We start from the raw sequence: 24404 nt of genomic DNA on the forward strand, positions 1-24404 counted from the left end.
GTCCAGATAGAAGAAAGGCGCATCCTTGGATGCGCCTTCTCGTAACGCGTCAAGCGATCAGAGCAGAAGAGTCTAGGACTACCTGCGCTGCCCCTTGACAGCCGCCAGGCTGAGCCTGGACGGCGAGGCAAACCCAGAAGACGCTTAGTTGACGGCGTCTTTCAGAGCCTTGCCAGCCTTGAAGCCTGGGATCTTGGCAGCAGCGATGCTGATCGGCTTGCCGGTCTGCGGGTTGCGACCAGTGCGAGCAGCACGCTCTTTGACAGCGAAGGTGCCGAAGCCAACCAGCACAACGGAGTCACCAGCCTTCAGAGCGCCAGTGACGGATTCAATCACTGCATCCAGCGCGCGGCCAGCAACAGCTTTCGGGATATCAGCAGATGCAGCGATGGCATCGATCAGTTCCGACTTGTTCACTCTAAGTCCCCTTATTTCTGTTGAGTTTGTTTCTTGATTTTTAGTGTAAGCAAAGCGGGTGCTGGATGGCCTGCCGACACAATAAAAGCCGCTTTATAACAAGGGCTCAAAAATTGTGTCAAGGAAGCCCTCCGGCTAATGCGTGCTAATTCGCTCCTTGGAATCAGACTCGCGCTTGTCATCCGTTGCAACCATCTCCGGAGCCGCATCGGGCAAGGGCTCCGGGGCGTATTGCAGCGCAATTTGCAGGACCTCGTCAATCCATTTAACCGGTTTAATCTGCAGGTCTTGCTTAATATTTTCCGGAATTTCCTTCAGATCACGCACATTTTCCTCGGGAATGATCACCGTCTTGATCCCACCCCGATGAGCTGCCAGAAGTTTTTCCTTGAGACCACCAATGGCCAGTACCTGGCCACGCAGGGTGATTTCTCCGGTCATGGCCACGTCCGCCCGCACAGGAATCTGGGTCAATGCCGATACCAGCGCCGTGCACAACCCAATGCCCGCGCTCGGGCCGTCCTTGGGCGTGGCACCTTCCGGCATATGGATGTGAACGTCGCGCTTCTCGTTGAAATCAGCCGGGATCCCCAGGCTTTTCGCGCGACTGCGAACCACCGTCATGGCCGCCGTCATGGACTCTGCCATGACATCACCCAGCGAACCGGTCTTGATCAGATTGCCCTTGCCAGGCACCACAGCCGTCTCGATGGTGAGCAGCTCACCGCCTACCTGTGTCCAGGCCAGACCGGTCACCTGACCGATCTGATCCTGCTGTTCGGCGAGACCATAGCGATGCTTGCGCACCCCCAGGAAGTGCTCCAGGGAATCGGCACTGACGGTGACCTGGAAACGCTTCTCGCGCACATGTTCCTTGACCACTTTGCGGCAGACCTTGGCGATTTGCCGTTCCAGACTGCGCACGCCAGCTTCACGCGTGTAGTAACGAATGATGTCGCGAATCGCCGACTCATCCAGTTCCAGTTCACCCTTCTTCAGACCATTGGCCTGTATCTGCTTGGGCGCCAGGTACTTGATGGCGATGTTGACCTTCTCGTCCTCGGTGTAACCCGGCAGGCGAATGACCTCCATCCGATCCAGCAGCGGGCCGGGGATGTTCATCGAGTTGGCGGTGCAGAGGAACATCACATCCGACAGGTCATAGTCGACCTCCAGATAGTGATCGTTGAAATTGTGGTTCTGCTCAGGGTCGAGCACTTCGAGCAGCGCCGAGGCAGGATCACCGCGCATGTCCTGACCCATCTTGTCGATCTCGTCGAGCAGGAACAGCGGGTTGCGCACGCCGACCTTGGTCATCTTCTGAATCAGACGACCCGGCATCGAGCCGATATAGGTGCGGCGGTGACCACGAATCTCGGCCTCGTCACGCACGCCACCGAGCGCCATGCGCACGAACTTGCGATTGGTGGCAGTGGCGATGGACTCGGCCAGCGAGGTCTTGCCCACGCCAGGCGGGCCGACCAGGCACAGCACCGGCCCCTTGAGTTTCTTCACCCGCTTCTGCACGGCGAGATACTCGAGGATGCGTTCCTTGACCTCCTCCAGACCGTAGTGATCAGCATCGAGAATGGTCTCGGCACGCGCCAGATCCAGACGAACCTTGCTCTCGGCCTTCCACGGCACATTCACCAGCCAATCGATGTAGGAGCGAACCACCGTGGCTTCAGCGGACATCGGCGACATCTGCTTGAGCTTGTTCAGCTCGGCATTGGCCTTGGTCAAGGCTTCCTTGGTCAGACCCGCGTTATCGATGCGTTTGCGCAGTTCGTCGAGCTCACTATGGCCTTCATCGATATCGCCCAGCTCTTTCTGAATGGCCTTCATCTGCTCATTCAGGTAGTACTCACGCTGGCTGCGCTCCATTTGCTTCTTCACGCGACCACGAATACGTTTCTCGACCTGCAGCAGGTCGATCTCGGCATCCAGCAGGGCCAGTACGTGTTCGACCCGAGCGGACAGCGAGGTGATTTCGAGGATTTCCTGCTTCTGCTCGATCTTCAGCGCCATATGAGCGGCCATGGTGTCGACCAGGCGGCTGGGCTCATCGATGCTGTTTAGCGAAGACAGGACTTCGGCCGGGACCTTCTTGCCCAGCTGCACGTACTGTTCGAACTGGCTGAGCAAGCTGCGGGTGAAGACTTCCGATTCGCGCTCGGCCGTTTCGCCCTCCTCGATCAGCTGCACTTCGGCACGGCAATGATCGTCGAGCTCGATGAAACGCTCGATCGAGCCGCGCTGCTCACCTTCGACCAGCACCTTGACGGTGCCGTCGGGCAGCTTGAGCAACTGCAGGACGGTGGCAACGGTGCCAACGCGATACAGATCCTGATCATCCGGATCATCGACGGCCGGGTTCTTCTGGGCCACCAGCAGGATCTGCTTGTCGCCCGTCATCGCGGCCTCGAGGGCCTCGATGGATTTCTCACGCCCGACGAAAAGCGGGATGACCATGTGCGGATAGACCACTACATCGCGCAATGGCAGGAGAGGCAATTCGATGGTTGTCTTCATGATTTCGGCTCAGCGGCGGCCATGAGGCCGTAAACAGGCGGGATTACCCTTGGCTTTTAAGATGGGGGTAGCTCCCGTAAAAAACAAGCGCAATGTCCACAAAAGCGAAGGGGCCCGAGGGGCCCCTTCTTTGCATCGTGTAACAGCTGTCAGGCGTCTGGCGCGGCCTTCGCCGGCGGTTCGCTGTTCTCGTAGATCAGCAGTGGCTTTGACGAACCCTCGATGACGCTCTCATCGATCACCACCTTGCTCACGTCCTGCTGGGACGGGATCTCGTACATGGTGTCGAGCAGAATACCCTCGAGAATCGAACGCAGGCCACGAGCACCGGTCTTGCGCTCCAGCGCCTTCTGCGCTACGGATTTCAGCGCATCGGAACGGAATTCCAGGTCCACGCCTTCCATCTCGAACAGCTTGGCATATTGCTTGGTCAGCGCGTTCTTCGGCTCGGTGAGAATCTGCACCAGAGCAACCTCGTCCAGCTCCTCCAGTGTCGCGATCACCGGCAGACGGCCGACGAACTCGGGAATCAGACCGAATTTGACCAGATCGTCCGGCTCGACCTCACGCAGAGATTCGCCGATTTTCTTGCCTTCCTGCTTGCTGCGCACTTCTGCACCGAAACCGATACCGCCTCGGGTGGAGCGAGCCTGAATGACTTTCTCCAGGCCGGCGAACGCACCGCCACAGATGAACAGGATGTTACGCGTATCAACCTGCAGAAATTCCTGCTGCGGATGCTTGCGCCCGCCTTGCGGCGGAACCGAAGCAACGGTGCCCTCGATCAGCTTGAGCAGCGCCTGCTGCACGCCCTCGCCCGACACATCACGAGTGATCGACGGGTTGTCGGACTTGCGCGAAATCTTGTCGATTTCGTCGATGTAGACGATGCCCATCTGGGCCTTCTCGACATCGTAATCGCACTTCTGCAGCAGCTTCTGAATGATGTTCTCGACGTCCTCACCAACATAACCAGCTTCGGTCAGGGTGGTGGCGTCAGCGATGGTGAACGGTACGTTGAGCAGGCGTGCAAGCGTTTCGGCCAGCAGCGTCTTACCCGAACCGGTCGGACCGATCAGTAGAATGTTGCTCTTGCCCAGCTCGACATCATCTTTCTTGTCACGCTGATTAAGACGCTTGTAGTGGTTGTATACAGCTACCGACAGCACTTTCTTCGCGCGCTCCTGACCGATCACGTACTGATCGAGGATGCCGCTGATTTCCTTGGGTGCCGGAAGTTTGTGCGCGCTGCTCTCAGCCTGTGCTTCCTGCACCTCCTCGCGGATGATGTCATTGCACAGGTCGACGCATTCGTCGCAGATGAAGACGGAAGGACCGGCGATCAACTTGCGCACTTCATGCTGGCTTTTGCCGCAGAAGGAGCAATAAAGCAGTTTGCCGTTGTCCTCACCGTTACGGGTATCAGTCATTCGATCAATCCAATACGGTAGGCTTGAAACACAAGATGAAGGCAAATGCGGGCATTTTCAAGGGCGCAGCTCGCGTCAGTGAAGGATGCCCGCAACTAGCGCCTTATCTAGACCGGCATTTGACGCTTTTCGTGCACGGCATCGACGAGACCATATTCCACGGCGCGCGAAGCGCTCATGAAGTTGTCGCGGTTGGTATCACGCTCGATGGTTTCCAGGCTCTGACCGGTGTGCTGAGCCAGCAGCTCGTTCAAGCGCTCACGGATAAAGAGGATTTCCTTGGCGTGGATCTCGATGTCCGAGGCCTGCCCCTGGAAGCCGCCCAGCGGCTGGTGAATCATCACACGCGAGTTCGGCAGGCAGAAACGCTTGCCCTTGGCGCCGCCTGCCAGCAGGAAAGCACCCATGCTGCAGGCCTGACCGATGCAGGTGGTGGACACATCCGCCTTGATGAACTGCATGGTGTCGTAGATCGCCATGCCGGCAGTCACCGAGCCACCCGGCGAGTTGATGTACAGGTGAATGTCCTTGTCCGGATTCTCTGCTTCCAGAAACAGCAGCTGGGCGCAGATCAGGTTGGCCATGTAGTCCTCGACCGGGCCAACCAGAAAGATCACGCGCTCCTTGAGCAGACGCGAATAGATGTCATAGGCACGCTCGCCACGAGCGGATTGCTCGATGACCATCGGCACCAGGCCGCCAGCGGCCTGGATTTCAGGCATGTTTTGCATAAAAGGATTGCGGGACATGTCTTGCGCTCACTCCCTAATAGTCATGTCTCAAATACACATAAGCCAGCACGGAGGCTGGCTTATGGTGGTGTACTCGAACGAGGTTACCAGATCAGTCGGCTTTAGGAGCTTCCGCCGGCTTGACTGCGTCTTCGTAGGAAACCGCTTTATCGGTCACGTTGGCCTTCTGCAGAACAGTATCTACAACTTGCTCTTCCAGTACAACCGAACGCACTTCGTTCATCTGCTGGTCGTTCTTGTAGTACCAGGCAACGACCTGCTCAGGCTCCTGGTAAGCCGAGGCCATCTCTTCGATCAGCTCACGTACGCGGGCTTCGTCAGGCTTGAGATCGAACTGCTTGACCACTTCGGCAACGATCAGGCCCAGCACCACACGGCGCTTGGCTTGCTCTTCGAACAGCTCGGCCGGCAGCTGGTCTGGCTTGATGTTGCCACCAAACTGCTGAACGGCCTGCACGCGCAGACGGTTCACTTCGTTGCCGATCAGCGCCTTCGGCACTTCGACCGGGTTGGCAGCCAACAGACCGTCCATTACCTGGTTCTTGACCTTGGACTTGATGGCCTGACGCAGTTCGCGCTCCATGTTCTTGCGAACTTCGGCGCGGAAACCTTCCAGACCACCTTCCTTGATACCGAACAGGGCGAAGAACTCGTCATTCAGCTCAGGCAGTTGCGGGGCGGAAACGCTGTTCACGGTAACGGTGAACTCGGCGGTCTTGCCGGCCAGATCGAGGTTCTGGTAATCCTCGGGGAAGGTCGGATTGATCACGCGCTCTTCACCGGCCTTGGCACCAACCAGGGCATCTTCGAAGCCCGGGATCATGCGGCCGGAGCCCAGCACCAGCTGGGTGCCCTTGGCGCTACCGCCAGCGAAGGCTTCGCCGTCGATCTTGCCGACGAAATCGATGTTCAGCTGGTCGCCATTCTCGGCAGCGCGCTCAACAGCTTCGAAACGAGTGTTCTGCTTGCGCAGGATGTCGAGCATGTTGTCGACGTCGCTGTCAGCCACATCGGCTTCCAGGCGCTCGATGGCGATGGACTCGAAACCGGAAACCTGAAACTCGGGGAATACTTCGAAGGTAGCGACGTATTCCAGATCCTTGCCCTTCTCGAAGGACTTGGGCTCTACAGCCGGAGCACCGGCCGGGTTCAGCTTCTGCTCGACCACGGCTTCATAGAAGGTAGCCTGGATCAGATCGCCCAGTGCTTCCTGACGAGCGGTATCTTCGTAGCGCTGACGGATCACGCTCATCGGCACCTTGCCAGGACGGAAGCCAGGAACCTTGGCACGACGGGCAGTCTGCTGCAGACGCTTGTTGACTTCGGTCTCGATGCGCTCGACGGGTACGCCGACAGTCATGCGGCGCTCAAGAGCAGAAGTGCTTTCAACAGAAACTTGCATGGATATTCCTCGTTGCACAGACATAAGCCGGCTCGAACCGGCCCCGAATCAAGGCCAAGCATTCTAGAGGGTCAATGTGCAGAAGTCACCCTAGAAGCAGGCGGCAGTCGGGAGGGGCTATATAAAGATGGTGCGGACGGAGAGACTCGAACTCACCACACCCCGACTGCCAGGCCTGGAGGCCTTGATTTGTGTGAGTGGGCGCGTGTGCGTGAGCGTAAATCTGTTCCCAGCTTGTTCCCAGTAAGAACGAGCAAGGGTGCTCAGCACCGCAGGCGGCGGCATTCTACACGGATTTATTTTGAGGCAAAGCAAAAAGGTAATTTTGGTAATCGTGAGAGCTTCAAGCCTCTGAAGCCCTTTATTTTCAAAGGCTTACCTGTAGCCAGTAAAGGTAATAAATCAGTAATCAGAAGGTTAGGAGATTACCCAGACGACCGGCCAGAGGAGCGAAAACTAAAATCGTTTAAAATCAGTTACTTGCATAAATATTACCTTCACCCTTACCCAGAATTACCAGCCAAGGTAATCAGGCAAGCCCAGTAAATCCAGGGCCTGTAGAGCTGCCAGATCATCCAATTAGGAAAATTACCCATTCCAGATATCTCATCAGCAGACCTAGACAGGAAGCGATCTCACCGCCCCAGCATGAGGCGCTTGCTGCAGGGATTCGCAGGGTATTTCCGCCGCCTGTACGCTGCATGTAGGGCACTGCCTGGGCCGCATTGAGTAGTCCGCAGGTGTGAAGAAAAAGCACCCTATTTAGACCGGGGGCGTGGCGTGGGGACGAGGGCGCGCGCCGACCTAGAATTTGGGTGTTCGCGGTGGTATCAATAGGCCATCCAGCCAACAAGGAAGTCCTATGGGAACCACCCTTTCTGCAGTCAAATGTCCGTCGTCCGAACGTGAAGTCCGTGCACTACTCAAATCATGGGTAGAAATGGTCGAGCGCTACTGCACTCAGCACGAAAACCTAGACAATCCTTGGTGGTACAACGAGCGCGCTTCGCTCAGCACCCTTGCAGGTGCTGCTTGGTCGAGTGGCTGGAGCGCTTTGGAGGAGTACAGCAGCGTGAAACGGCAAAATGCGCCAGCGGATGGCGTCGAACATGGCGACACGCGGCTTGGCCGAGTAGATCTGTTTGTAATGAGCCCGAAAGGCACCTCGATGACTTTCGAAGCGAAGCACGCATGGCAACGGATTGGCCCTAGAGCAAACCGTTTGAGGTACGTCGAAAAGGGGATGAAGGCCGCTTGGGAAGACAGTAATAGCCTGATATGCAGCCACTCTCATCGTCGCTTCGCAGCAACATTCGTTGCACCTTCACTGGCTCGTGGAGATATCGAGGGCGAAAACTGCCAAGAGCTGTTGATGAAACAGCTCAATGAGTGGCTTAAAGAGATGGGGGATATCACCCGCAAAGGAGGTAAACCCCCATTTTTTGCGTATATCTTCCCGTCGATTGCTGACAACAGCTTCGATTTCAGGAACCGTCACTACCCAGGGGTTGTGCTGATTCTCGAAGAACGCGTCAAAGCTACTGGACATCGTAGGGACTGAAACTCACCACTTCCTCCCCCAGCCAATCGTTGATCTGCATGAGCCGGGCTTGCACCGGCTCCAGCTCGTTGACAGCCCACACCTGCGCGGCCTCACGGATCGAGCCGAAGCCGCCGGCGTTCTGAGGTACCACGCCCATCAGCTGCGGCGGAATGCGCAGCATGGCGAGCTGGTCATCGCGGCTGATGTTCTTGATGGCGCCAAAGTCATCCTTGGCAGCGACCTCTGATATTGGAATGAGCTGAATGCCGTCCTTCTTGCCGTTCGGCGCGTACATGAACAGGTTACGGAAGTTGCCCGGCCCCTTGCTGTCGCGCATCGCCTTGCGCAGGTCCTTGACGTAATTCTCGTCGAAGGCTGCGTCGGTCATGTACAGGATGAAGCCGGCATGGCTACCGTTGGCGAAGTACTTACGCCTGAACAGCGTGGCCGCCTCATTCAACAGCGCGCTCTGCAGGCCTGGCAGCCACTCCGGCAGCCCGTAAATCTCCTGATTGATATCGGCCTCGCGCAGATGGCAAACGCTACCGCGCTTGAACTCGTGTTCGTCTTTCCAGCCGCGCACCTGGTAGTACGTATCGAGATCCACCCCGCGCCGCATGTACTTGGCCAGGCACGGCAACAGCCCCAGGGCCTGCCGGAGCATATTGTTGCGCTTCTCGAGATACAGGTTGCCCGACCACCCCCAGTCCGTGACGATCTGCTCGAAGGCAGCCCGGCTCAACAGCTTGTGCGGAATGAAGGTGCGCGACAGCGCGTTGCGCTTGAACACCAGGGCAGACGGCAGATAGACGCCCGCTTTCGAGGCCTTCGCCAGGTTGTCCAGCGAGACGGGGGGCTCGTACCAGCGCCCATTGGCGTAGCACTCCAGGTAATCCAGAAAGTCACGCCCATCGAGCACCGCCGTAGGCTCACCGAAGGTAAAGGCCATGCCGCCGGGCACGCTGGCGGCCGGCTGCTCAGTGATAGTCTCATTGCTCATCAATAGAACTCCATCATGCCCGTATTGGCGGCCGTCTGGCCTTCCAGGGGCTCGTTGTGCAAAGCGTGGAACAGCGCCCACGCCAGGTCGGCGTGGCCCGTGTTGTCGTTGCGGCCGGCGGTGTAGGTGAACTGCCGACCGCCCGGCGTGACCGTCTTGCGAATCGCCATCAGCGACTGCGCCATGTCCGTCCAGCCGGCGTCGAACTCAAGGCGGCCCTTGCTGACCACATCCCACGCCTTCATCACCAGGCGCGTTTTCACCTCGGGGCTGTAACTGAACGTCGTCAGGCCTGGGAAGAACTGGCGCACCAGCTGCGCCACGGCGCTGCCGATGCCGGTGGTATCGATGCCGATATAGGTGACCCAATAGCGCTGGGTTACCTTCTGAATCGTCCTGGCCTGGCTGTCGAAGTCCATGCCCTTGAACTGGTGGCGCTCCAGAATGCGGAACTTCCCGCCCGGTACCGCCGGCGGCGCCACCACCACCAGGCCGGCCGAGTCGCCGCTCTCCGCAGGGTCATAGCCAACCCAGACTTGGCGCGAGCCAAACGGGCGCATTTCCAGCGGTTTGAAGTCATCCCAATCAACCCAGCTATCCACCATGCCGCTCTGCAGCATGCTCAGCGGGAAGATCGATGCCCCGTCGTCGACGAACTGGCACATCAACAGATTCTGGAACGCCGCCGCGTCGTACTCGCGCCGCAGCTCGTCGATATCGAACAGGTCGCAGCCCCGGTCGGCCGCGTCCAGAATCGTCACGATCTGGCGCCAGATCGAGTCCTCGCACAGCCGGCCCTGCTGCAGCTCGGCGTGGCTTACATCCAGGTTGATATGCTCAGCAGACGGCTTGCCCTTGTTGAACCGCTCGCCCGTCCAGAACGTGTACGCCTCATGCGCCATGCTGCTCGGCGTCGAGAAGTACGTCCGGCGGTAGCGCTTCTGCATCGCCATGCCGCTGGCGACCTTGTTCAGCTCCTGGAATTTGTAGGTCCAGAAGAACTCGTCGAAGTAGAAGTTGCCGTGATAGCCCTGCGCGGTGCGCGCATTGGTACCCAGGAAGTGCAGCTCGGCGCCGTTCGGCAAGATGATTGGGTCGCCGGCCAGGTCCACCCCGACCACATCCCGCGCGAAGGCCTGGATATACGCCTTGAAGATATGCGCCTGCGCCTTCGACGCAGACAGGAAAATCTGGTTTCGCCCAGTGATCAGCGCATCGATCAGCGCCTCGCGGGCAAAGTAGAACGTGGCGCCGATCTGCCGGCTTTTCAGGATGACGCGCGTGCGCTGTTCGCCCGCCCGGTGCCAGTCGAGCTGATAGTCGAAGCACCCTTCGAGGAAGGCTTCGACCAGCTTCTCGGTCTGTTCCTCGGTAATGTCGTTGCGCTTGGGCTTACGCTTCGGCCCGGCATTGCGCTTGTCCAGCTCCGGGTTTAGCTCGGCCTCGGTGCCGCCCTTCTGGAAGCGATCAATCCGCGCCTGCCGCTCCAGCTGGCGGTGAAGTAGGTCAATCTCTTTGTAATCGGCGCCCGACTTCGGGTCTTTCAGAATCAGCTGAACAAGCCGCGCCTCGGTCGCGGCCTGGATACGCTCCAGCGGCGTGGCGCGGTCCCACTCGTCGCGGGCCTTCCAGCTGTGCAGCGTTTTTTCTTTCTCGCCGATCAACTCGGCGATTTCGCACACGCGATAGCCCTGCCAGTACAAGTGCTTGGCGTGGCGGCGGTGATCGGTGGGCAAATCGACGATGGCATTCATGGCGCCGATGCTGCCGTTCGCGCGCGCGAGCCCCTACCGCCGCGCCCTGTACCGCGCCCCGCTACAGGCTCAGCGCGTTGCCGCCTCTGCCCAGCCTGCCGACCATGCCCTCAACGCGAAACCCGCACCGAGGATCACCCCGCATGGCCGCCACCAAGAAAACCGTCTCCAAATGGACCCGCATTGCCGTCGAAGGCGCCACCACCGATGGCCGCAACATCGAGCGCCGATGGATTCAGGAGATGGCCCAGCAGTACAGCCCCAACACCTACGGCGCTCGCCTGAACTGTGAGCACCTGCGCGGCGTCTGGCCGGGTAGCGACTTCGGCGCATACGGCGACGTTGTCGCCCTCAAGGCCGAAGAGGTCGACATCGACGGCAAGAAGAAACTGGCCCTGTTCGCCCAGATGGTGCCCACCGACACCCTCATCGAGCTGAACAAGAAGGGGCAGAAGGTTTACACCTCCATTGAGGTCAACCCCAAGTTCGCCGACACCGGCAAGGCCTACCTGGTCGGCCTGGCCATCACCGACAGCCCGGCCAGCCTCGGCACTGAAATGCTCCAGTTCAGCGCCAAGAACGGCACCCTGGCCAACCGCAAGCAAGACAAAGACAACCTATTCACCGCCGCCGAAGAAACGGCGCTTGATTTCGAGGAAGTCGACGACACCCCCAGCATGTTCGCCGGCCTTAAAACCCGCCTCGGCGAGCTGCTGAAACTGAGCAAGGACAAGGAAGGCAAGGACGCTGCTCACTTCGCCGAACTGGGCGAAATGATCGAAAGCTTGGCCGAGCACGGCGCCAAGCAGGCCGACGCCTTCGCCAGCGTCCAGACCGCCCACATCAAGCTCCAGGCAGCCCACGACAAGCTGGCCACCGAGTTCGCCGACCTGGTCAAGCGCCTCGGCGAAACCGAAGACCACAGCCAGCAGCCCCTGCGGCCGGCCAACCCCGGCGGCAACGGCCAAGTCGTCGCCGAGTTCTGACCCCAAGCCGCTACCACGCCACCAGTTCGGAGTAACACCATGCAGAAGCACACCCGCATCGCCTTCAACGGCTACATGGCCAACCAGGCGAAAATCAACGAGGTCGAATCGGCCGCGGTGACCTTTAACGTCGCCCCGACCCCGGCGCAGAGGCTGGAAAAAGCGATCCAGGAATCGAATAGCTTCCTGACCAAGATCAACATCATCCCGGTCGACGAGCCCGAAGGCGAAGCCATCCTGCTCGGCGTCAACGGCCCGACCGCCAGCCGCACCAAGACCGACGCGGCTACCGGCAAAAAGCGCAAGCCGCGCGATGTCAGCGCCCTGAGCAAAGACACCTACGCCTGCAAGAAAACCAACTTCGACACCGCCTTCCCCTACGCAAAGCTCGACGCCTGGGCCAAGTTCCCCGAGTTCCAGACCATGCTGTCCGGCTCCATCGCCGTACAGCAGGGCCTGGACCGCATCATGATCGGCTTCAACGGTACCAGCGCCCAGGATGACACCGACCTCGCCGCCAACCCGATGTTGGAAGACGTCAACATCGGCTGGCTGCAGAAAGTCCGCGTAGGCGCGCCGGACCAGGTTATCAGCGAAGGCGAGGCAGTCGCCGGCAAGGTCACCGTAGGCGCGACTGGCGATTACAAAACCCTCGACGGCCTGGTGTTCGATGCCATCCAGCTGCTGGCCCCGTGGCACCGCAAGCGCAAAGACCTGGTGGTCATCGTTGACCCGCAACTGCTGCACGAAAAGCAGCTCAAGGCAGTCGAGAAAGGTGCCGAGTCCAACGTCGAAGAAAACGCAGCCGACGAAGTGGTCACCAAGGGTCGCCTGGGCGGCCTGCCCATCGAGCACGACGCCCCCTTCTTCATCGACGGCGGCGTACTCATCACCCCGCTCAGCAACCTGTCGATCTACGTCCAGAGCGGCAAGCGTCGTCGCCACATCCGCGACGAGCCGGACTTCGACCAGGTCGCCGACTACCAGTCCTCTAACGAGGCCTATGTCATCGAAGACTTCGGCGCCATCGCCCTGGTCGAGAACATCGAGAAGGTCTAAGCCATGGCATCCCTTGCCCAACGCACCCAGCTGCGCAAGCGTGCCGAAGCGGAATCGGCACGCACCGCACCACCGGCGCTCATGGACGGGCTCACCACCTACGAGCTCATGCTCGCCAAGCTCCAACAGGATCAACTGCGCCTGAAACAGGTGCAGTCCAACCAGAACAAAGCCCTGCTCAAGGCTGAGCTGCTGCCCGAATACGCCGACTACGTTGCCGGCGTACTGGCCGGCGGCAAGGGCGCGCAAGACGACGTGTTCGTCACCGTCATGCTCTGGCGCTTCGACGCGGGCGACTTCGCCGGCGGCCTGCAGGCTGCGGCCTACGTGCTCCAGCACGATCTGAAAATGCCCGAGCGCTTCAACCGCACCACCGGCTGCGTGGTCGCCGAAGAGATCGCCGAGGCGGCCCTCCGCGCCCTCAAGGCCGGCAGCGACTTCGACCTCGAAGTCACCCTGCAGGCCAACGAGCTCACCGCGAGCCACGACATGCCAGACGCCGCCCGCGCCAAGCTCATGCTGGCCATTGGTCGCCTGTACGCGCTCAAGGTCAAGGACGATGCCAGCGGCGAAGACCTGGGCAACCTCGTCAACGCCAAGGAATACCTGACCAAGGCCATCAGCCTGTACAGCGCCTGCGGCGCCAAAAAGGATCTGGAGCGCGTCGACCGCCTCCTCAAAAAACACGCCGACACCAACGGCTAACCGAGCGTCCCACGCACCCGGCGGCTCGGGGCCGATCAGCAGGTAACTCTCCTTCGCCTAGCTGTGACGCCCCGACCACCGCCGACTAATTCCGAGGCACCGCATGAGCGCGTTCGTAGCGGGCGGCACCCCAAACGCCCCGTACCCCATCAGCAACGCCGACTTCTGGCCCGAGATCGACGGCCAGAAGCTGCGCGCCGCCATGCGTATCGACTCCAGCGTCACCGACGACCGCCTAGAAGTCGCCACCGTCAACGCCATGATCGAGGCCAACCGCGAGCTGGCCGACTACCGCACCGCCCGCCAGGCAGAAGGCCACGCCACCCTGGGCGCCGTACCGGCCGAGAAGATCAAGGGCGAAAGCCAGCTGCTGCACCTCTATCGCCGCATCGTCTACTGCCGCGCCCTGGCCGAGCTGATCGAGCGCTATCGCAACTACGACGCCACCAACAGCGGCGCGCAGAAAGTCACCGAGGAAGAAACCAGCCCCGACCAGCTCCGGCGCGACGCCCGCTGGGCGCTGCGCAACATCCTCGGCGAGAGCCAGAGCACCGTGGAGGTTCTCTGATGCCCACCGTCATCGCCGCCCAGGGCGACACCGTCGACAGCATCTGCTGGGACTACTACGGCCGCACTGCCGGCGTTACCGAGGCTGTGCTCGACGCCAACCCAGGCCTGGCCGACCTCGGCCCGATCATCCCCCATGGCACCGCCGTGACCCTGCCGGACGCCGCCCCGCAAGCCGAACAACCGCAAGTGGTGAACCTATGGAACTGAAACCCGGCGTCGTCACCCTCGCCCTGTACAAGGGCAAGGGCCAACTGTTCAACGCACTTATCCGCGCCTGGACGGGCTCCATCTACAGCCACTGCGAACTGGTCATGCCTGATGGTCGCTGGCTATCTGCCTCGGCCATGGACGGCGGCGTTCGCGCCAAATACATCGACCCCAACCCCGAACACTGGGAGCTGATCCAGGTGCCCTGGGCCAACGCCAGCTGGATCGACGAAGTGTTCGAGCGCCACCAGGGCAAAGGCTACGACTGGGCCGGCATCTTCCTGAGCCAGCTCCTGGGCAGCGGCCTGCACAGCGAACGCCGCATGTTCTGTAGCGAGTTCTGCGCCGTCGCCCTGGGCTTTACCGGCATCGGCCAGCGCTACAGCCCCGTGCTGCTCGGTGAAACCGTGCATCGCATCAACCGGCTGCCGTTCGTGCAGCTTGCCCACTCGCTAGCCGAGGGCCACCCGGATGCCAAACATGCCTGATCGTCCTGAAACCTGGGCCATGGTGCTCGCCTGGCTGGAGCATCACCACCCGCTGGTGTATGCCGCGATCCTGTCCGCCACCCTGGCCGCCGCTCGCCTCATCTACAACGGCGGCAGCATCCGCCGCGCCCTGGGTGAGGGCTTCATCTGCGGCCTGATCACCCTGGCACTCAGCAACGGCCTGCCGCTGTTCGGCATGCCCGTTGAAGTTGCGCCCTTCTTCGGCGGCATGGTCGGCCTCATCGGCGCCGACGGCGTGCGCGCCGGCCTCAACCGACTCGCAGCCCGCAAGGTAGACACCCTATGAACAAGCCCACCATCCTCGAACATGGCTCCAAAGGCCAGGCCGTCATTGCCCTGCAAAAGGCCCTCAACGCCAACGGTGCCGACCTGTTCGTCGACGGCGACTTCGGCGACGAAACCGAAAAAGCAGTCCGCGCCTACCAGCTCAAGAAAGGCCTGGTAGTCGACGGCCGCGCCGGCGAGAAGACCCTCGCCGCCCTGGCCGGCGCCGATTGCAGCAAGCTACTCAGCAACGCCACCTTGGTGGCCGCAGCCGCGCGCCTGGGCTTGGAGCTGGCCACCGTCTACGCCGTCAACGAAGTCGAGAGCGTCGGCGCTGGCTTCCTGGCCAACGGCAAGCCCAAGGCCCTGTTTGAGCGCCACGTCATGCACGCCCGCCTGTCCCTGGTGCGCAACAAAGGCGACGACGCTGCCGCCCTGGTCGCCCATGCCGATCAACTGGCCCTCACCTACCCCAACCTGGTCAGCCGCAAACCGGGCGGCTACGCCGGCGGCACTGCCGAACACCAGCGCATCGCCCAGGCCCGCATGCTCGACGCTCTCTGCGCCGACGAGTCCGCCAGCTGGGGCGCGTTCCAGGTCATGGGCTACCACGCGCCGCGCCTCGGCTATGCCAGCGTCGCCGAGTTCGTGCTCCTGATGCACCAGGATGAAAACCAGCAGTTCGAAGCCTTCGTGCGTTTCATCGAGAAAGACCCGGCGTTGCTCAAGGCCCTCAAGGCCAAAAAGTGGGCGGCATTCGCCGAGGGCTACAACGGCCCGGCCTATGCCCGCAATTTGTACGACGTGAAGCTCGAACGCGCCTACCAGCGGCACGCTGACTGCGGCTGTGGGCAGAAGGTGGCGGCGTGACAGGCCTGCATGACCAGCTCCGCAAGCTGGAGCTCCACGACGGCGACGTCATCTGCCTGCCAGCGGATACGCTGGAAGAGCACATCCAGCAGTTTTCGAAGACGGTCCGCGAGCTGCATCCGGGCAAGCGCCTGATGTTCGTCCTGGGCGACCTGCAGGCACTCGACGAAGCCGCCATGAACGCCGCCGGCTGGTACCGCAAATGACCACCCTGCGCCAGGCCCTCTATGGCGCGGCCCTGCTCGGCGCCATTGGCTTGCTGCTGTGGGGCACCTACCAGCAGAGCCAGGCCGCATCGGCACGCGCCGAGCGTGACGCCCAGCTCATCGACCAACTCAAGCAGCGCAGCGCCCGCCAGGCTGCCAGCATCGTCCGCCTCGGCGGCGAGCTGGCCGCCTGGCGCGTCGCCCAGCAGGGCATGCAAACGGCACAGGCCGACGTGCGCCAACAGCACGCCGCCAGCCAGATCCAGAAACAGGAGATAAGCCGCAATGACCCGCGTTTTAGTGATTGGGGGCGGCAGCCTCTGCCTGATGCTGCTCGCCGGCTGCATGAGCGCCCCGCCCTCACCGGAGCAGACGCTTACCGTGCTTGGCTGTCCCGTCGTAACGCGCTGCAGCCTGCTGCCAGCGGCGCCGCAGAATAACGAAGGCCTGAGCGACGACAACGACTACCTGGCCGCTGCCTGGGCCGAATGCGCCGCACAGGTCGACGCGGTTTACGAACACCAGCAACAACAGCCGAGGGCCGATCCGTGAACAAACCCAACAGCCTGCGCGACCACTTGCTCGCCGCAGACACAACCCTCGCGCAGAACCCCGAGCGGCTGCTCGTCTTCATCGACGAGGGCAACATCCGCTCAACAGCAGCGCCGGGGCTTTCGTTTGAATGGCTGTTCACCCTCAACATCATGATCACCGACTACGCCGGCCACCCCGACAACATCGCCATCCCCCTGCTGGACTGGCTGCGCCGCAACCAGCCCGACCTGCTCACAAACATCGAAAAGGGCAAAGACGCCATCGGCTTCGAGGCCGACATCCTCGGCAACGACAAGGTCGACCTGTCCATCACCCTGCCGCTCACCGAGCGCGTCATCGTCAAACGCCTGCCGGACGAAAGCCTCGAAATCACCCACCCGCCCGAGCAGGACTTCGGGCTATGACCGACAACCTCGCAGCCCTGGAAGACTGGGCCGGCGCCCTGCTGGCCAAGCTCAGCCCCGCCGAGCGGCGCAAGCTCACCACCCGCATCGGCCGCGACCTGCGCCGCAACCAACAGCAGCGCATCGCCACCCAGCGCAACTCGGACGGCACCCCCTACGCCCCGCGCAAGGCCAAGGCATTGCGCAGCAAGCAGGGCCGCATCAAGCGCCAGATGTTCACCCGCCTGCGCCAGGCCAAACACCTGCGCCTGCAGAGCACTGCCGATTCCATCGGCATCGCCTTCACTGGTCGCATTGCCCGTATAGCCAAGGTTCACCAGCGCGGCCTACGCGACCGCCCAGCCCGTGGCCAAGCCGAAGTGCAATACGCCAAACGCGAGCTGCTCGGCTTCAACAACGCCGCCATCGAAATGATCCGCGACCAGTTGCTCGACCACCTCACCCGCTAACCGCGCCCTGTAACGCGCCCCGCTACAGGGGCCAGCGCGTGCGCCCCGCGCGCGTGAGCCGCAACATCACCGGCATGAACAACCTCGCCGAACTCGCCCGCCTCATCGAAAACCTGATCCGCTTCGGCACCGTCGAAGCCGTCCAGGTCGATCCGCCCCGCGTGCGCGTAAAAACCGGCAACATCACCACCGCCTGGCGCCCCTGGCTCAACCTGCGCGCTGGCGAAGACCGCGAGTGGGACCCGCCCACAGTCGGCGAGCAAGTCATCCTCTTCAGCCCCTCCGGCAACCTCGCCCAGGGCGTCGCCCTCACCGGCCTCAGCAGCGACCAGCACCCGGCCAACGGCGACCGTGAAGGCCTGCACCGCCGCACCTACCGCGACGGCGCCGTGATCGAGTACGACAGCCTTGCCCACCACCTGCGCGCCACCCTGCCCGGCAGCGCCGAGCTGATCGCCGCCGGCAACATCACCCTCAACAGCGGCGGCGATATCCAGATCGCCGCCGCTGGCAACGTCGCCATCACCGGCGCCCGCGTGGACCTCAACTGATGCCGGCCGTAACCCGCAAGGGCGACAACTGCACCGGCCACGGCTGCTGGCCGCCGCGCCCCAGCACCGGCGCGAGCCCCGACGTATTCGTCAACGGCATCGCCGTGCACCGCCAGGGCGACGCTTGGGCCGCGCACACCTGCCCAACCATTCCCGAGACGCACGCCAGCGTGCTCGCCGCAGGCAGCGGCACCGTATTCGTCAACAGCAAGCCGATTGGCCGCATCGGCGACCCCGTCGCCTGTGGCAGCAACGTCGCCGCCGGCTCGCCCAACGTATTCGCAGGGGGCTGAGCATGATCGGCATGAACGCCCGCACCGGCCGCACCATTACCAGCCAGCAGCACCTGGCCCAGTCCATCGAAGACATCACCACCACCCCGGTGGGTAGCCGCGTTATGCGCCGCGAGTACGGCTGCCACCTGGCCAACCTCGTCGACTGGCCGCTCAACGCCGCCACCCGCCTGCAGGCCTATGCCGCCGTCGCCACCGCGCTCATGCGCTGGGAGCCGCGCATCCGCCTCAGCCGCGTGCTGCTCACCCCCAGCACCGTGGCCGGCCAAGCGTTCCTGGACGTAGAAGGCACCGTCACCGACACCAACGAGCCCTTGAGCCTGCGCGTGCCTATCAACCTGGGGGCTGCCGCATGACAATCACCTTTACCCCCATCGACCTCAGCCAACTGCCGGCGCCGAATGTCGTCGAGCCCATCGACTTCGAGGCCATCCTCGCCGAGCGCAAGGCCTACGCCATCAGCCTCTGGCCAGCCGACAAGCAAGCCGAAGTCGCCGCCACCCTGGCCCTGGAATCCGAGCCGCTCACCAAGCTGCTGCAGGAAAACGCTTACCGCGAAACCCTCCTACGCCAGCGCGTCAACGAGGCCGCACTCGCCGTGCTGCTTCCGTTCGCCAAGGGTGCCGACCTGGAACAGATCGGCGCGCGCTTCAACGTCGAGCGCCTGGTCATCGTCCCGGCTGATCCATCCGCCGTGCCACCAGTGCCTGCCGTTCTCGAGGATTACGAGAGCATGCGCGAGCGCATCCAGATGGCGATGGAAGGCCTGAGCACCGCCGGCCCGCGTAACGCCTACATCTTCCACGCCCGCAGCGCGGACGGCCACGTAGCCGACGCCACCGCCATCAGCCCGGCGCCGGCCGAGGTCCTGGTCACCGTGCAAAGCAACTTGGGCAACGGCACCACCTCAGCCGAAGTGCTGGCCATCGTCGACGCCTACTTGTCCGACGAAGACCGCCGCCCAGTTGCCGACCGGCTCACCGTGCAGAGCGCCGAGGTGCTGGCCTACCAGGTCAACGCTGTGCTGCACCTCACCAGCGCCGGCCCCGAGGCCGAGCCGATCCGCGCCGCCGCGTTGGCCCGTGGCCTCGCCCTGGTCAACCGCCGTCGCCGCCTGGGTATGGAAGTGAACCGCTCCGCGCTGGACGCTGCCCTGCACATCGAAGGCGTCAAGCGTGTGGATCTACTCGATTGGGTAGACGTGGTCGCCACCCTCACCCAGGCGCCCTACTGCACCGCCTTCAACGTCACGGTGGCCGAGTAATGGCCGCCCGCCTGCTGCCCGGCAACGCCCACGAGCTGGAGCGCCAAGCCGCCGAAGCCCTGGCGCAGATCGAGCGCGTGCCGATTCCGCTGCGCGACCTCTGGAACCCGGACACCTGCCCCGTCGAGCTGCTGCCGTACCTGGCCTGGGCGTTCTCAGTTGATCGCTGGTCGCCGGCCTGGCCCGAGAGCGCCAAGCGCGCCGCCATCCGCAGCGCCTACTTCATCCACTCGCGCAAAGGCACCATCGGTGCCCTGCGCCGTGTGGTCGAGCCGCTTGGCTACCTGATCGAGGTCCGCGAATGGTGGGAGGAAGTGCCGGCCGGCGTGCCCGGCACCTTCCGCCTGCTGATCGGCGTACTGGACACCGGCATCGACGAAGCCATGTACCAGGAACTGTCATTCCTGATCGACGACGCCAAGCCCCTGAGCCGCCACCTGATCGGCCTCGCCATCGGCCTGGAAACACGCGGGCGCACCTACATCGGCGCCGCCGCCATCGATGGCGAAACCCTCACCGTCTACCCCTACGCCCCCGGCCCCATTGAAGTCAGCAGCCCCGCCGTGCTGCTAAGCGGCGCCGCCCACACCATCGACACCATGAGCGTCTACCCATGAGCCAGACCTATTTCGCCATTCTCACCGCCGTCGGCGAGGCCAAGCTCGCCAACGCCGCCGCCCTGGGCGTACCGCTGCAACTCAGCGTGATGGCCGCAGGCGACGGCAACGGCAATCTGCCCGTGCCCAACCGCCTGCAGACGGCCCTTGTACGCCAGGTTTACGAGGCCCCCATCAATGAGCTCAAGATTGACCCGGCCAACGCCAGCCAGATCATTGCCGAGCTTGTTATCCCCGAAACCGAAGGCGGCTACTGGCTGCGCGAAATGGGCCTGAAGGACGCCGCCGGCGACCTGATTGCCGTGGCCAACTGCCCGCCCAGTTACAAGCCGGAAATGGCCGAAGGTTCCGGCCGCACCCAGGTGCTGCGCATGGTGCTCATCGTCTCCAGCACCGCCGCCGTACAACTCAAGATCGACCCGTCTGTGGTGCTGGCCACCCGTGAATACGTAGTCACCACCGTCACTGCACTGCTGGGAGACACCAACCCAGTCATGGCGGGCGCTGCATCGCCAGGCGCAGCTGCCAAGGCGGCAAGGTCTGATCATCGCCACCCAACTGATACGACTCGCGCACCACTCGCCTCCCCCGGCTTCACCGGGACACCGACAGCACCTACGCCGGCGGCTACCGACAAAACCACGAAGGTGGCAACGACTGAGTTCGTGCGCAGGGCAATCGGCGACAGCGATGGCGGCATCGCCTTGCCCGTATCCGTGGCGACAGATGCCGCAACCGACTTCGATGCCATCTTGGAGCCTGGCTGGCACCCCAGTTTGCTGGGGGCCGCAGCCGGTGCGAGAAATGCCAACCACCCCGATGGACAAGTAGCACCGGCAACTGGCAATGGTGTCGTCAACTACTACTGGAACATGGTCGCAAAGCACTCCACCAACAGGCTCCACCTGGCAATGCCCTATGCCTCGGCAGGTGATGCGAGCGTTGCAACTATTAAATTTCGCCTGTTGGGTGGCGGCATCTGGACATCCTGGCGCTCACTCTGGCACTCGGAGAACCTCAAGGAAGCGACAAAAGATGAAGCTGAGGCCGGCGCCCTGCAGGGCAACCGCTGGCTCAGCCCATTGCGCGGCATGCAGCTTCTGCGCGCAGCAGCTGCCAACGCCAACGAAGCGCTGCGCGGCGTTCTGCGTGTGGCTACGCAGGTAGAAGTTGACGCCGGCGCGCTGGATGACGTTGCGGTCACCCCCAAAAAGCTGTTCAACGGCGCCCTAATCGTCACCAGCACCTACATGGCCCTCAAACTGCCCAGCTGGCTGGGCGGTTACATCCTGCAGCGCGGGTCGGTATCCATTAATGGGGAGGCCACCGCAGGCAGTAGCGTATCTGTGACGCTGCCGCTCGCTTACACAACGAGCTACTCGGCGCTTGCCACCTTTTGCTACACAGGCGCCCGCGTCGAAAACTCCAACTATGCCCAGCCGCGCGACAAGACGCTCAACGGCTTCGCGCTGGACAACCAGTGGGCGGGTAACGGCAGCAACCTGGCCGGCACCATCGACTTCTTTACGTTTGGCAAGTGAGGCCACAATGACCATCTACGCAAAATGGATCGAGGCAGACGGGCGATTTGCCTTCTCCACTGACAACAACGGCGGCGTTGCTATCGAATCCGCCCGCCATATCGAACTGCTCGACGCCCTGGCAGCAGGCAAACAGCTGAATCCTGACGGCAACGGCGCCCCAACCATCACCGAACCTGCTGCGCATGTACCGACCGCCGACGAACTCTGCCAACGCATCGACACCGCCGCCGACGCCGCCCGCCGCGCCGTAGCCGGCGACCCCCTGCGCGCCGTGGAGTACGACCGCGCCCGCCTGGCTGCAGAACAGTTCGCCGCCGCCGACTACCAGGGCGAAGTGCCTGCCATGGTCGCCGCCTGGGCCATCAACGGCCGCACACCGCAGCAAGCGGCCGACAGCATCCTCGCCGAGGCAGCGGCCTACACCAACGCCCTGGAGCTGCTGCGCACCACCCGCCTTGCCGCCAAGGAGCAGGTGCGCGCACTGATGGCCGCCAACCAGGTCGACCAGGCCCAACAGCTCGCAGACCAAACCATCGCCTTGATCGAGGCCGCCGTCGCCGGCATCGGCAACAACGCTTAGGCCCCTACGCCTGCTGCACCGCTTGCCCCGCCCAGTGCGGGGCTTTTTTGTCTCGGCCCTGTACCGCGCCCCGCTACAGCCCCCGCCGCTCGCGCCGCTTGCGCGCGCGCGTCACCCTCAAGGCTCACTGCAACGGCACCACGCCACCAGGAGCTAGCCCATGTCCACCGAATTTCACCATGGCGTGCGCGTCCTCGAACTCAACGAAGGCACGCGCCCCATCCGCACGATCTCCACCGCCGTGGTGGGCATGGTCTGCACTGCCAGCGATGCCGACCCCGAGGTCTTCCCGCTCAACAAACCGGTACTGCTCACCAACGTCCTGACCGCCTCCGGCCAGGCAGGCGAGCTCGGCACCCTGGCCCGCAGCCTGGATGCCATCGCCGACCAGACCAAGCCCGTCACCGTCGTGGTGCGCGTGGAGGATGGCGTCGGCGCCGACGACGCCGCCAAGCAAGCCGACCAAACCACCAAGATCATTGGTGGTGTCACCGCTGGCGGCCAATACACCGGCCTCAAGGCCCTCATGGCGGCCGAGGCGCAGCTCGGCGTGCGTCCGCGCATCCTCGGCGTGCCGGGGCTTGACAACCTGCCGGTCACCACCGAGCTGGCCGCCATCGCCGAGCAAATGCGCGCCTTCGCCTACGCCAGCGCCTGGGGCGCCGACAACGTATCCGAGGCCATCGCCTACCGTGAGGGCTTCGGCTCGCGCGAGCTCATGCTCATCTGGCCCGACTTCATCAACTGGGACACCGCCACCAGCAGCAACGCCCCGGCCGCAGCCGTCGCCCGCGCCCTCGGCCTGCGCGCCAAGATCGACCAGCAGGTCGGCTGGCACAAAACCCTGTCCAACGTCGCCGTCAACGGCGTCACCGGCCTGTCGCGCGACATCTACTGGGATCTACAGAATCCCGCCACCGATGCCGGCCTGCTCAACGCCAACGAAGTCACTACCCTGATTCGCCGCGACGGCTTCCGCTTCTGGGGCAACCGCACAACCAGCGCCGACCCGCTGTTCGCCTTCGAGAACTACACCCGCACCGCCCAGGTGCTGGCTGACACCATGGCCGAGGCCCACTTCTGGGCAATCGACAAGCCCATGTCCGGCAGCCTGGTGAAAGACATCATCGACGGCATCAACGCCAAGTTCCGCGAGCTGAAAACGGGCGGCTACATCATCGACGGCCAGTGCTGGTTCGACCCCGACGCCAACGACAAAGACACCCTCAAGGCCGGCAAGTGCTTCATCGACTACGACTACACGCCCGTACCGCCGCTTGAAGACCTCACCCTCCGCCAGCGCATCACCGACCGCTACCTCATGACCTTCGCCGAAAGCGTCAACGCGGCCTGACCCATTCACCTGCGCGGCCCCGCCGCGCCGTAGGAGAGCAACACCATGGCGCTGCCCAAAAAGCTCAAGCACATGAACATCTTCAATGACGGTAACAGCCACCAAGGCGAGGCCAAGACCGTCACCCTGCCCAACCTCACCCGCAAGATGGAGGCCTTCCGCGCCGGTGGTATGGACGGCCCGGCAAAGGTCGACCTCGGCCTCGGTGACGACGGTATTCAGCTCAGCTACACCCTGGGCGGCTGGTCGCTGATCACCCTGCGCCAATACGGTGCCGTGCGCGCCGATGGCGTCATGCTCCGCTTCATGGGCTCAGTTCAACGCGACGACACCGGCGATACCAGCGCCGTCGAAGTGGTGGTGCGCGGCCGGCATGAAGAAATCAGCTTCGGCGACGCCACCCCCGGCGAAGACACCGAGCACGAGATCACCGTCACCTGTACCTACTACAAGCTCACCGTAGACGGCGAAGTGATCATCGAAATCGACCTGCTCAACTTCGTCTTCATCGTCGACGGCACCGACCTGCTGGAGCAGCACCGCCGCAACATCGGCCTGTAACCCGCATAACCCACCCCCGATGCCGG

The 24404-nt window shown here is 62.7% G+C and carries 30 protein-coding genes; 23 read left to right on the forward strand and 7 right to left on the reverse strand.

Features of this window, described 5'->3' with window-relative positions; translation table 11 throughout:
* Positions 1–144: 144 nt before the first annotated feature.
* The 5 genes from hupB to tig all read right to left on the reverse strand — a co-directional run bounded on the left by hupB (position 145) and on the right by tig (position 6533).
* A complete protein-coding gene (hupB, locus tag INS93_RS07615) occupies positions 145–417 on the reverse strand; it encodes a nucleoid-associated protein HU-beta (protein ID WP_003239952.1) in 273 nt (90 codons plus the stop codon).
* 135 nt (positions 418–552) lie between these two features.
* A complete protein-coding gene (gene lon / locus INS93_RS07620; protein WP_160017911.1) occupies positions 553–2949 on the reverse strand; it encodes an endopeptidase La in 2397 nt (798 codons plus the stop codon).
* Between the two features lie 149 nt (positions 2950–3098).
* Positions 3099–4379 (reverse strand): ATP-dependent Clp protease ATP-binding subunit ClpX, encoded by a 1281-nt coding sequence (clpX, locus tag INS93_RS07625; RefSeq protein WP_160017910.1) that lies wholly within the window; start codon positions 4377–4379, stop codon positions 3099–3101.
* A gap of 107 nt (positions 4380–4486) precedes the next feature.
* The gene (clpP, locus tag INS93_RS07630) at positions 4487–5128 is read right to left on the reverse strand and encodes an ATP-dependent Clp endopeptidase proteolytic subunit ClpP (RefSeq protein WP_004424103.1); all 642 of its coding nucleotides are present in this window, start codon (positions 5126–5128) and stop codon (positions 4487–4489) included.
* Between the two features lie 94 nt (positions 5129–5222).
* Positions 5223–6533 (reverse strand): trigger factor, encoded by a 1311-nt coding sequence (tig, locus tag INS93_RS07635; RefSeq protein WP_169968105.1) that lies wholly within the window; start codon positions 6531–6533, stop codon positions 5223–5225.
* 862 nt (positions 6534–7395) lie between these two features.
* Between tig and INS93_RS07640 the strand changes: the two genes are divergently transcribed.
* Positions 7396–8094 (forward strand): hypothetical protein, encoded by a 699-nt coding sequence (locus tag INS93_RS07640; protein WP_192980894.1) that lies wholly within the window; start codon positions 7396–7398, stop codon positions 8092–8094.
* Here the strand turns inward: INS93_RS07640 and INS93_RS07645 are convergent.
* Positions 8072–9076 carry a phage portal protein gene (locus tag INS93_RS07645; RefSeq protein ID WP_192980895.1) on the reverse strand — a complete coding sequence of 335 codons (1005 nt, stop codon included), beginning with the start codon at positions 9074–9076 and terminating at the stop codon, positions 8072–8074. The two genes, INS93_RS07640 and INS93_RS07645, sit on opposite strands and share 23 nt — an antisense overlap.
* The gene (locus INS93_RS07650; RefSeq protein WP_192980896.1) at positions 9076–10830 is read right to left on the reverse strand and encodes a terminase ATPase subunit family protein; all 1755 of its coding nucleotides are present in this window, start codon (positions 10828–10830) and stop codon (positions 9076–9078) included. Before INS93_RS07650 ends, INS93_RS07645 begins: the two co-directional genes overlap by 1 nt.
* 143 nt (positions 10831–10973) lie before the next feature.
* Here INS93_RS07650 and INS93_RS07655 point away from each other — a divergent pair, with 143 nt between their 5' ends.
* From INS93_RS07655 to INS93_RS07755, 22 genes are all read left to right on the forward strand, one after another.
* Positions 10974–11816 (forward strand): GPO family capsid scaffolding protein, encoded by an 843-nt coding sequence (locus INS93_RS07655; protein WP_192980897.1) that lies wholly within the window; start codon positions 10974–10976, stop codon positions 11814–11816.
* Positions 11817–11855: 39 nt separating this feature from the next.
* Positions 11856–12875: a phage major capsid protein, P2 family gene (locus tag INS93_RS07660; protein ID WP_192980898.1), complete on the forward strand. Its 1020-nt coding sequence runs from the start codon at positions 11856–11858 to the stop codon at positions 12873–12875.
* Positions 12876–12878: 3 nt separating this feature from the next.
* Positions 12879–13580: a phage terminase small subunit gene (gene gpM / locus INS93_RS07665; RefSeq protein ID WP_192980899.1), complete on the forward strand. Its 702-nt coding sequence runs from the start codon at positions 12879–12881 to the stop codon at positions 13578–13580.
* A 103-nt stretch (positions 13581–13683) separates the two neighbouring features.
* A complete protein-coding gene (locus tag INS93_RS07670; protein ID WP_192980900.1) occupies positions 13684–14148 on the forward strand; it encodes a head completion/stabilization protein in 465 nt (154 codons plus the stop codon).
* Entirely contained in the window at positions 14148–14357 is a 210-nt protein-coding gene (locus INS93_RS07675; protein ID WP_179527767.1) for a tail protein X, read from the forward strand. Before INS93_RS07670 ends, INS93_RS07675 begins: the two co-directional genes overlap by 1 nt.
* Entirely contained in the window at positions 14348–14845 is a 498-nt protein-coding gene (locus INS93_RS07680; protein ID WP_192980901.1) for a hypothetical protein, read from the forward strand. Before INS93_RS07675 ends, INS93_RS07680 begins: the two co-directional genes overlap by 10 nt.
* Positions 14838–15152, forward strand: a complete 315-nt coding sequence (locus INS93_RS07685; RefSeq protein ID WP_420707282.1) for a phage holin, lambda family — start codon at positions 14838–14840, stop codon at positions 15150–15152. The genes INS93_RS07680 and INS93_RS07685 overlap by 8 nt, the downstream gene beginning before the upstream one ends.
* Positions 15149–16000, forward strand: coding sequence for an N-acetylmuramidase family protein (locus tag INS93_RS07690; RefSeq protein WP_192980903.1), 852 nt, complete (start codon positions 15149–15151; stop codon positions 15998–16000). The genes INS93_RS07685 and INS93_RS07690 overlap by 4 nt, the downstream gene beginning before the upstream one ends.
* A complete protein-coding gene (locus tag INS93_RS07695; RefSeq protein WP_192980904.1) occupies positions 15997–16206 on the forward strand; it encodes a hypothetical protein in 210 nt (69 codons plus the stop codon). Before INS93_RS07690 ends, INS93_RS07695 begins: the two co-directional genes overlap by 4 nt.
* On the forward strand, positions 16203–16646 hold the full coding sequence (locus INS93_RS25040; RefSeq protein ID WP_192980905.1) for a DUF2570 domain-containing protein: 444 nt from the start codon (positions 16203–16205) through the stop codon (positions 16644–16646). The genes INS93_RS07695 and INS93_RS25040 overlap by 4 nt, the downstream gene beginning before the upstream one ends.
* On the forward strand, positions 16552–16758 hold the full coding sequence (lysC, locus tag INS93_RS24670; protein WP_420707283.1) for an Rz1-like lysis system protein LysC: 207 nt from the start codon (positions 16552–16554) through the stop codon (positions 16756–16758). The genes INS93_RS25040 and lysC overlap by 95 nt, the downstream gene beginning before the upstream one ends.
* The gene (locus INS93_RS07705) at positions 16755–17165 is read left to right on the forward strand and encodes a phage tail protein (RefSeq protein ID WP_192980906.1); all 411 of its coding nucleotides are present in this window, start codon (positions 16755–16757) and stop codon (positions 17163–17165) included. The genes lysC and INS93_RS07705 overlap by 4 nt, the downstream gene beginning before the upstream one ends.
* Entirely contained in the window at positions 17162–17614 is a 453-nt protein-coding gene (locus tag INS93_RS07710; RefSeq protein WP_192980907.1) for a phage virion morphogenesis protein, read from the forward strand. The genes INS93_RS07705 and INS93_RS07710 overlap by 4 nt, the downstream gene beginning before the upstream one ends.
* 74 nt (positions 17615–17688) lie before the next feature.
* A complete protein-coding gene (locus INS93_RS07715) occupies positions 17689–18165 on the forward strand; it encodes a phage baseplate assembly protein V (RefSeq protein WP_192981000.1) in 477 nt (158 codons plus the stop codon).
* Entirely contained in the window at positions 18165–18458 is a 294-nt protein-coding gene (locus INS93_RS07720) for a PAAR domain-containing protein (protein WP_192980908.1), read from the forward strand. The genes INS93_RS07715 and INS93_RS07720 overlap by 1 nt, the downstream gene beginning before the upstream one ends.
* Positions 18459–18460: 2 nt before the next feature.
* On the forward strand, positions 18461–18814 hold the full coding sequence (locus tag INS93_RS07725; protein WP_179527776.1) for a GPW/gp25 family protein: 354 nt from the start codon (positions 18461–18463) through the stop codon (positions 18812–18814).
* The gene (locus INS93_RS07730) at positions 18811–19722 is read left to right on the forward strand and encodes a baseplate J/gp47 family protein (RefSeq protein WP_192980909.1); all 912 of its coding nucleotides are present in this window, start codon (positions 18811–18813) and stop codon (positions 19720–19722) included. Before INS93_RS07725 ends, INS93_RS07730 begins: the two co-directional genes overlap by 4 nt.
* Complete coding sequence (locus tag INS93_RS07735; protein WP_192980910.1) at positions 19722–20339, forward strand: phage tail protein I; 618 nt, start codon at positions 19722–19724, stop codon at positions 20337–20339. The genes INS93_RS07730 and INS93_RS07735 overlap by 1 nt, the downstream gene beginning before the upstream one ends.
* Positions 20336–21880 carry a phage tail protein gene (locus INS93_RS07740; protein WP_192980911.1) on the forward strand — a complete coding sequence of 515 codons (1545 nt, stop codon included), beginning with the start codon at positions 20336–20338 and terminating at the stop codon, positions 21878–21880. Before INS93_RS07735 ends, INS93_RS07740 begins: the two co-directional genes overlap by 4 nt.
* Positions 21881–21887: 7 nt before the next feature.
* A complete protein-coding gene (locus tag INS93_RS07745; protein WP_192980912.1) occupies positions 21888–22463 on the forward strand; it encodes a phage tail protein in 576 nt (191 codons plus the stop codon).
* 160 nt (positions 22464–22623) lie between these two features.
* Positions 22624–23817 carry a phage tail sheath protein gene (locus tag INS93_RS07750; RefSeq protein WP_192980913.1) on the forward strand — a complete coding sequence of 398 codons (1194 nt, stop codon included), beginning with the start codon at positions 22624–22626 and terminating at the stop codon, positions 23815–23817.
* A gap of 45 nt (positions 23818–23862) precedes the next feature.
* Positions 23863–24378, forward strand: a complete 516-nt coding sequence (locus INS93_RS07755) for a phage major tail tube protein (RefSeq protein WP_192980914.1) — start codon at positions 23863–23865, stop codon at positions 24376–24378.
* Positions 24379–24404: the final 26 nt, after the last annotated feature.

This window comes from Pseudomonas sp. EggHat1 (assembly GCF_014892995.1).
GTDB lineage: Bacteria > Pseudomonadota > Gammaproteobacteria > Pseudomonadales > Pseudomonadaceae > Aquipseudomonas > Aquipseudomonas chaetocerotis.